Here is an 8,139-nt window from a genome sequence, read left to right as displayed (position 1 = left end):
ACATTCCAAGCAATATCGAATTGGCTTAGACTCTGAAAGTAGCTCCCAGTAAAGCCACGCTGGCTGGCATAGGGATTTCCATCAGCTGGAGCACCAACGCCAGTGAGAGCGCCAGGGTAATTATAAAAGGCAGTCTCTCCATACATACCACCGTTCAACGTTGCATTGATAACGGGCCACCATGTGGCGTAAGCAGCACCAAGAGCATTCTGAGTAGCGACAAGCTCTTCATAGCTTTGGCGCACAACAGGATTACGACGATCCGAGAGCCGAACCGCTGCCTCCATATCAAGGTTGGCAAGCTGCTCAAGGGGTATGGGCTGAAAATCCTCGATCGGGAGAGGCTTCTGAGTTGGCCAACCTGCACCTAGAGACTCAACATCCGCATACCTCGGCAACGGCTTCGGCTCGGCCGAACGAGCAAATTGGGGAAAGGGGAGAAAGGCAAGCAGAAATGCGACAGGCAGTCCAAACGGCCCCAAGCGTGTAAAGGGGCGCATCATCGAGCTTGAGCAATTAAGAAAGAAAAAGGTAGATCCAGGAGCTTGCCAGCCTTGGGCACAAAAGCACGATGATTGAAAACATCGTAATTAGCCTGCTCAATCACATCAAGAATGCCTCGATACAAGCGTAGAGATGCCCACACAGGCCATCGTGCATCAGGCCCCAGCCATCGCACTCCAGCTTCAGAGCGAGCAAACCAATCACGCGCGCGTTCAACCTGAAAGCGCATCAGAGCACGCCAGTTATCATTTAGCTCCCCACGCATCAACTCATCCTCACTGTAGGAAAAGCGATCTAAGTCTTCCAGTGGCAAATAGATCCTGCCGCGACCACGATCTTCACCGACATCACGCAATATATTGGTCAGCTGGTTCGCAATTCCCAAAGCCACCGCTGCATCGGACGTATCTGGCGATTCACTCCAGGGAGCTGACGTATACGCAGGATCAAGACCCATTACCTCCTGAGTCATCAGACCAACCGTGCCCGCGACTCGATAGCAATAGAGCTTGAGATCGGCGAAAGTGGCGTAGCGATGCTGACTGAGGTCCATCCGCTGGCCCTCAATCATGTCCAGGTAAGGCTGTAGTGGCTGCGGATAACGGTCGAGTGTGTCCCGCATGGCCAGGTCTAGGCCATCTCGAATCTCACCATTGAATAGATCGCGCGTCCGTTGCTCCCACACGTCCAAGCGCCGGGCAAGCTCTTGAACAGGTTGCGACTGTGCCTCCTCACTGTCCATCAGCTCATCCGTGCGTCGGCACCACACGTAGATCGCCCAAATGGCCCGGCGCTTAGCCGGAGGCATCAGCAAGGTGCCGAGATAAAACGTCTTCGCCCACCGAGCCGTCTCCTGACGGCACTGCTCATAGGCCTCTGGCAGGGTGGGTAGCACCACGGATGCGGGAGAACGACTGCCATCGTGGCAGAGCACGATGCTCATTTTGCTCGTCCTCGCTCTTGACGACGTTGGCGCATGGCCCGAGCCCGCTCCGACAGGGCGGAGAAGGAGGGATCAGAGACGATCGAGCCGACCTGAACCTTCAGGGCCTGCCGATTGATCTGGATCTCAAGCCCCTTCATGGTGTGGCGGAGATCGCTTTCGCGCCTCTGGATCGCCCCTGTCATCGCGGTGATAGCAGTGAAGAGAGAGTCGAAACGCGGATCATCGCGCAGGGATGGATCAATGCTGGCCATAGCGACCTCAGAGCGATCAAGTTCACGCTGCAGTGTCTGCTGACTCTTGAGTAGATCTTCGTAGAGCCTGACCTCCTCATCATGCCTAGCTTTCTCTCGGAGACAAGCTCCGATTCGCGCCTTCAATAGCGTTGCATTAAACGGCTTTGGCAGGTAGTCGTGAGCACCCGTCTGGATGCAACGCACAACACTCGATAGCTCATCAAGCGCACTGATCATGATCACCGGGATGGAGCGAAGCTCTTCATCATTCTTTAGAGCCTTCAACGTTCCATATCCATCCAAGACTGGCATCATCACGTCCAGCAATATCAAGTCAAAGCTGCTTCGCCTGACCTGAGCAAGTGCATCTTCACCATCACAAGCGGTGGTCACGACGTGACCTTGCCGGCTCAAACGCTCCGCCAGTACATCGCGATTGAGCTCGTCGTCATCAACCACCAGAATTCGCCCAGACATCGAAACACCAAATGCCCTGAGATCGTCACCTGCTTCAGGGCTATCATCAGAGCCAGGCAGCACCTCAAAGGAAAACGCAGGAACCTCCCGATCTGAGGAGTGTGGTGCCGGAGCATCGGTTAGACGCTCTCGGACCATCGTCAGTAGATTGGAGGCAGCGGACTGAATTTTTTGAAGGTCCTCAACAACATCGGCTTGGCCCATGGCCTCGGCATCTTCCTCCAACATCTCGCTGTAACCAAGAATCTGGTTAATCGGCGTGCAAAGATCATGGCGAAGATCGGAAAGATCTTGATTTCCAGAAAGAGGTTCAGCAGACATCACAGCCCTTTTCCAATCCGTTGCAACTGGATGGTCATTTTCTCCAGCAATCGTGGTAGGTCAATCGGCTTGGTGTCATACTCGTCACACCCAGCCTGTAAGCACTTTTCACGATCACCATCCATGGCATGAGCGGTTAGGCCAATCACAGGAATCGCTTGAAGATCTGAATCAGCCTTGAGCCTGCGCGTTGCCTCCCAGCCATCGAGCACAGGCAAACTCATATCCATCAGAATCAGATCAGGCATTGCCTGCGATGTCATCTCGATGGCCTGCTGGCCATCAACCGCTTGTAGCACCTCAAACCCCTTTCGGGTTAGGCGACGGGTCAGCATGTCCCGGTTCATCTCATTGTCTTCAACCAACAGCACTCGGATCGTCATAGGTTTTCAGGCTCTAACCGACAGGATCGCATTGATCTGTTCCACCAAGGCCACCGCAGTGATACTGCCTTTACTCAGCACATCTGCAACCCTGCCGTGCAAACACCGATGATCTTCGGGAGTGAGATCTTTGGCTGTGAGCACGACAACAGGAATCGAAGCCGCCAAAGGATTCAGCCGCAGCCGCTCAAGGAACTGCAAGCCATCCATCTCCGGCATCATCAGATCGAGGAGAATCAAGGAAGGGCGAACATGGGCAATCTCAGCCAAGGCCTCATGTCCGTTAGCAGCATGAACCACTAGCCAACCACGGCGCTCCAATAACTTCCTCAACCATTCTGCATTGGCAGGCTCATCCTCCACCACAAGCAACCGTGGTGGCTCGGGACCACCACTCGATTGAATAGCTGTCAGTAGTTGCTGAAGCTCAGGTTTGTGGAGGGGTTTGTGAAGCCAACCACTGGCGCCAAGAGAGCGGGCCAACAAGCGATTATCTAGGACACTCATCATCACAACAGGAGTGCTGCATAGTGCAGGGTCAGACTTGATGGCTTGCAACACATCCCAACCATCCAAGCCTGGCATCATCACATCGAGAGTGATTGCATCAGGAGATAGCTGGCATGCCAGCTCGATTCCCTGTTCACCAGAATGAGCAATAACTGCTTTAAAACCTTGCGTTTGAAGATGGCGACGCACAAGATCGGCTGACGCAGGATCATCATCGATGATCAAGACAGTCCCTTTGGCTGCAACCACTGGCATCCCTTCGGGATCAGACGGTTCAGTGAGTGCACCAGGCATCACCGGAAGAGCATGACTCTCACCATTGGGAGCCGTCACCTCACTCACCTCTCGCGGCAAAGTCAGGGTGAAGGTGCTTCCGATACCAACTTCACTGGTAACGGTAATATCCCCATCCATCAAACGGGCAAAGCGGCGACTGATCGCCAGCCCAAGGCCAGTGCCTCCGTATTTACGCGTCGTGCTGCTATCAGCCTGACTGAAACTCTGGAACAGGCGAGCCATTTGCTCGTCTGTCATACCAATTCCGCTGTCTGAGACTGCAAATTGAATGCACTCACAACCAGATTCACTCTGACTATCCACCACAGAAACCTGGACTCGAATCTCACCTTTCTCCGTAAATTTCGTGGCATTACTCAGGAGATTCAACAAGCACTGACGCACTTTTGTGACATCAGCACGCATCGCGCCGAGGGACGGTGGGTAGTCGAGATGCAACCGATTCTGGTTTCGCTCGAGCAGCGCCCCAACTGTTGCGACCACTCCATCAAGCAGCTCAGGGACATCAAAACTCTCAAGATAGAGAGTCATCTTGCCCGCCTCAATCTTGGATAGATCTAGGACATCATTAATCAGACCAAGAAGGTGTCGTCCAGCAGAGAGAATTTTTTGAAGATCATCCACCATCTCCTCTGGCTGCATATCTTCAGCCTCCTCAATCAGCATCTCGCTATAACCAGTGATGGCATTCATCGGGGTCCTCAATTCATGGCTCATATTGGCGAGGAAGGCGCTCTTAGCCTGATTTGCCACTTCAGCTTCTTCACGCGCTTTCAGAGCTGCACGCTCCTCAAACTGCGCAGCACGGCGAGCGGTTTCCCCTTCGATCAGAGCCTGGGTGAGACGGCGGCTCACAAACCAGGAGAGTACAAGCACAAGCAGGATCACGAGCACGGTGATCCCCAGAATCCCGAGAGTTAACTGGCGAGCACGTCGATCAACATCAGGCAGATAAGATGCGATATAAACACGCGAGCGCCACGGGACAAAGGATCGCGTTGAGATGATGTAATCATCTTGATTCACCACCGAGGTTGGAGGCGCATTGCGCAGACCGCCAAGGACTCTCTCAACCTCTTGCTTGGTGACAAAACTCGACCACAACTCAATGTCTCCGTCAGGCTCTTGCAGGGCCACGAAGCCGCGCTGCAGGATTCGAACCTCTCGAATCGTGCGCTTGATCTCACTGAGAGAATCAATCAGATAGCCGCTATAAAAAGCTCCAATGACACGGCCAGAGCGATCGCGAATGGGAAGATACGTAGTGAAATAAAGCTGATCGAGGATATCAACAACACCACGAAACTGCCTCCCTGCCTTCAAGGCCTGATCCGCCTCGCCCCCTGGCTTCAGCAACGTCCCTACCGCCAACACACCTTTATTGTCACGAACATTCGTCACAACACGAACGAACTGTCCGCTCTGATTTAAAGCAAAAACGGTCGCAGTTCCCCCTATCTTTTCGACCACACCTTTCAGCAGATCTTGTCGGTTCGTCAGCAGCTGCCCACCGAAGCGCAGATCAGGCAGCTGCTGACCATTCAGATCGACAGATTGCTGAGTAAGATCAGGCTCTCCCAGCTCTAGATAGGCAGACTGAAGAAAACTCGCACCACCGAATGACATACGGCGGTAAATCGCATCTGAAATCTTGAGCTGACTGACAAGGTTATCACCAATCGCTTCAACCTTTTGATCGGTCAGCGTGAGGATGGTTTGCCGCAGCCGATAAAAGCTGTAGCCCCCAGAGCCAAGAAGCAGTGCAGTAATGAGACAAAACCAGGCGATTGTTCCGCGTCTGACACGACGAGCAATCGAGCGGGCCTCAACCTCTAGCGACGCAGCAGGAGCAGGCCCGGAGTGGGCCATCAGGCCACCGCCGATGCTGGAGCGGTTGCACCAGCCACAGCTTCAGCACACAGCTTGCCGCTGAGCACAGCACCTTCCATAGAAGCGAGATAGCGCTGCATGGTGTAGTCGCCAGCGAGGAAGAAGTTGGGAATCGGGGATGTTTGATCCGGGCGCAGCTGCTGGCAACCGGGCACGGTCTTGTACACCGACAAGGGCGTTTTCACCACGATCGACTTCCGGAGCTGCGCTTGGTTATCGCCAGTGAAGTGCATCGGGAACAAGCGCTTCAGCTCTTCCATCGTGGCGGCCACGATGTCTTCATCGCTCCGGCCAATCCAGTCTTTGGCGGGGGCGAACACCAGCTCAAGCATGGAGCGCTCGGGATCTTCGTATTCCTTGCAGGTGTTGCTCATGTCGGCATACACGCTGAGCAGGGGGCTACGGCTGAACAGCAGGTGATCGATCTCGGTGAGCTTGCGATCAAACCAAAGGTGAATGTTGATCACGGGCACACCGTTGAGGCCGTCGAGCTTCTTGAAGTAGGGCATCTCCTTCCAGGGCTCCGGCAGAAGCAGCTTGAAGGGATCCACCGGCAGGGCGCTCACGTAAGCATCGGCCTGCAGGGTGTAACCCTCTTTGCCCTTGATGCCACCGATTCGGAAGCCGCTAACGCTGCCATCGGCATTGAGCTCGATCTCCCGCAGGGGTGAATCGAGATGCACTTCGCCGCCACGCTCGGTGACGTAATCCACGATCGGCTGGCACAGGCGCTGAGGCGGGTTGCCATCGAGGAACGCCATTTTGGAGCCGTCGCCCTCCTGCAGGAAGCGATTCAGGGCGGTGAGCACCACGGTGCTGGAGATCTCATCGGGATCGATGAAGTTCAACGCCTTGGCCATGGCGATGAACACCTCATCGTTCACGCGCTCGGGGATGTTGTGCAGCTTCAACCACTCCGTCCAGGAGTATTGATCGCACTCTTCCACGTATTGCTGGCCGCGCAGCATTGCCGGCACTAAGCCCAGGCCGAAGGAAATTTTCTCCGGCCAGGTGAGCATGTCGTTGTTCCCCAGAATCGCCGCCACACCGTTGAACGGTGCCGGGATGTCGGGGAAGTCGAATCGGCTGTAGGTGCCCGGCGTTTCCTTCTGGTTGAAGATCATCGAATGGCTCTTCCACTGGAGCCGGTCTTCGATGTTCAGCTCCTTGAAGAGCTGCCGCATGTTGCGGTAGGCGCCGAAGAAAATGTGCAAACCGGTTTCGTACCAGTCGCCGTCTTCGTCTTGCCAGGCCGCCACCTTGCCGCCGAGCACGTCGCGGGCTTCGACCACCACCGGGGTGTGACCGGCGTCGCAGAGGTACTTGGCACAGGCCAGACCGGCCAGACCAGCACCAGCGATGGCGACGCGCATGAAAACCCCTGAATCAGCAGACAACCTTAAGGGGGCTGATGCATGGGTGCTGAGCCAACCTCCCTGAGCCAAACCCCAGCAAGCCGGCTCGCGGCCTGTGCTTGACCGGACAGCGCGAGGGCTTTCTAAAGTCAACGAAGCCGGTCCTTGGGTCTGCCGGCCTGCGCTGCCCCGCCCGCCCCATGGCCGAAACACTGCTCAAAGCCACCACCCGCCACGTGCGGATCTTCACGGCCCGCGTGGAGAACGCGCAGCTGGTGTTCGACCCGAACCAGCTCACGCTGGATCTCGACCCCGACAACGAATTCATCTGGGACCCGTCCAGCCAAGAGGCCGTGCAACAACGTTTCCGTGAGCTCGTGGAAGCCCATGCCGGCCAGGATCTCAACGACTACAACCTGCGCCGCATCGGCTCTGAACTGGAGGGCAAGATCCGCGAGCTGCTCCAGGCAGGAGCCCTTCGCTACAACCCCGATTGCCGGGTGCTGAACTACTCCATGGGCCTGCCGCAGGCCCCCCAGAGCGCATGACCCGATCCCGCAGCAGCCGCGGCTACGACGACGACCGTTACAGCTATCCGGAGGAACGTCGGGGCCGGCCCAGCCGCGGGCGCGACCCCTACGACATGCCGCGGCGAGGGGGCGGCTCCGCCGGGGGATCCAGCGGCGGTTCTGGCGGTGGCCCAGGTGGCGGCGGCTTTCAGTTCAACGTGGCCAGCGGCGCGATCCTGGCCGGCGTGTTGGTGGTGGGGATCGGCATCGGCACGGGTATTTCCAGCACCACCCAGGGCGATCAGGGCAACATCGCCAGCTCCCAGCAGCTCGACATGGCGGTGCCGGATCCCGAGTTCTGCCGCCAGTGGGGTGCCAGCGCCTTCGTGATGGACATCGAGTTGTACACCACGATGAACCCCAGCAGCAGCTTCGTGACCCAGCCCTCGCTCAAGCCTGGCTGTGTGATCCGTCGTGAGAACTGGAGTGTGCTGCAAAAAGAAGGTGCAGTGACCGCCGAGCAGATGCGCCAGTGCAAGCAGCGCATGAACACCTTTGCCTACATCGGCTCGGTGAAGGACAAACCCATCGTGCGCTGCGTCTACCAGACCGATATCAGTGAGAACAAATTCCTCACCAAAGGCGTGGCCGACGACAGCGTGGGCATCACACCCGAGGCAGATCAGTTCTGATCGTCGCCCCCTGGCTCTGAGC

The 8,139-nt window shown here is 56.4% G+C and carries 8 protein-coding genes; 2 read left to right on the top strand and 6 right to left on the bottom strand.

Translation table 11 applies throughout. The features are described from left to right. From ACIQ2E_RS14350 to pds, 6 genes are all read right to left on the bottom strand, one after another. Positions 1 to 503: hypothetical protein (locus ACIQ2E_RS14350; protein ID WP_398332021.1), on the bottom strand; the 503-nt coding region annotated here is incomplete at its 3' end. Then, positions 500 to 1,447 carry a phytoene synthase gene (locus tag ACIQ2E_RS14345; protein ID WP_398332018.1) on the bottom strand — a complete coding sequence of 316 codons (948 nt, stop codon included), beginning with the start codon at positions 1,445 to 1,447 and terminating at the stop codon, positions 500 to 502. The genes ACIQ2E_RS14350 and ACIQ2E_RS14345, both read right to left, overlap by 4 nt. Continuing rightward, positions 1,444 to 2,481 carry a response regulator gene (locus ACIQ2E_RS14340; RefSeq protein ID WP_398332015.1) on the bottom strand — a complete coding sequence of 346 codons (1,038 nt, stop codon included), beginning with the start codon at positions 2,479 to 2,481 and terminating at the stop codon, positions 1,444 to 1,446. The genes ACIQ2E_RS14345 and ACIQ2E_RS14340 overlap by 4 nt, the downstream gene beginning before the upstream one ends. Next, positions 2,481 to 2,864: a response regulator gene (locus ACIQ2E_RS14335; RefSeq protein ID WP_398332012.1), complete on the bottom strand. Its 384-nt coding sequence runs from the start codon at positions 2,862 to 2,864 to the stop codon at positions 2,481 to 2,483. The genes ACIQ2E_RS14340 and ACIQ2E_RS14335 overlap by 1 nt, the downstream gene beginning before the upstream one ends. Positions 2,865 to 2,870: 6 nt before the next feature. Further along, the gene (locus ACIQ2E_RS14330; RefSeq protein ID WP_398332009.1) at positions 2,871 to 5,540 is read right to left on the bottom strand and encodes a response regulator; all 2,670 of its coding nucleotides are present in this window, start codon (positions 5,538 to 5,540) and stop codon (positions 2,871 to 2,873) included. Continuing rightward, positions 5,540 to 6,934 carry a 15-cis-phytoene desaturase gene (gene pds, locus ACIQ2E_RS14325; RefSeq protein ID WP_398332006.1) on the bottom strand — a complete coding sequence of 465 codons (1,395 nt, stop codon included), beginning with the start codon at positions 6,932 to 6,934 and terminating at the stop codon, positions 5,540 to 5,542. The genes ACIQ2E_RS14330 and pds overlap by 1 nt, the downstream gene beginning before the upstream one ends. Positions 6,935 to 7,116: 182 nt before the next feature. Here pds and ACIQ2E_RS14320 point away from each other — a divergent pair, with 182 nt between their 5' ends. Both ACIQ2E_RS14320 and ACIQ2E_RS14315 read left to right on the top strand, forming a co-directional pair. Then, a complete protein-coding gene (locus ACIQ2E_RS14320) occupies positions 7,117 to 7,464 on the top strand; it encodes an NAD(P)H-quinone oxidoreductase subunit M (RefSeq protein WP_296370357.1) in 348 nt (115 codons plus the stop codon). Continuing rightward, the gene (locus ACIQ2E_RS14315) at positions 7,461 to 8,117 is read left to right on the top strand and encodes a DUF3172 domain-containing protein (RefSeq protein ID WP_398332002.1); all 657 of its coding nucleotides are present in this window, start codon (positions 7,461 to 7,463) and stop codon (positions 8,115 to 8,117) included. Before ACIQ2E_RS14320 ends, ACIQ2E_RS14315 begins: the two co-directional genes overlap by 4 nt. Positions 8,118 to 8,139 lie beyond the last annotated feature (22 nt).

Origin of the sequence: Vulcanococcus sp. (genome assembly GCF_044369115.1) — a bacterium.
Classification (GTDB): domain Bacteria; phylum Cyanobacteriota; class Cyanobacteriia; order PCC-6307; family Cyanobiaceae; genus Vulcanococcus.
This window is presented reverse-complemented; position numbering and strand designations above follow the sequence as displayed.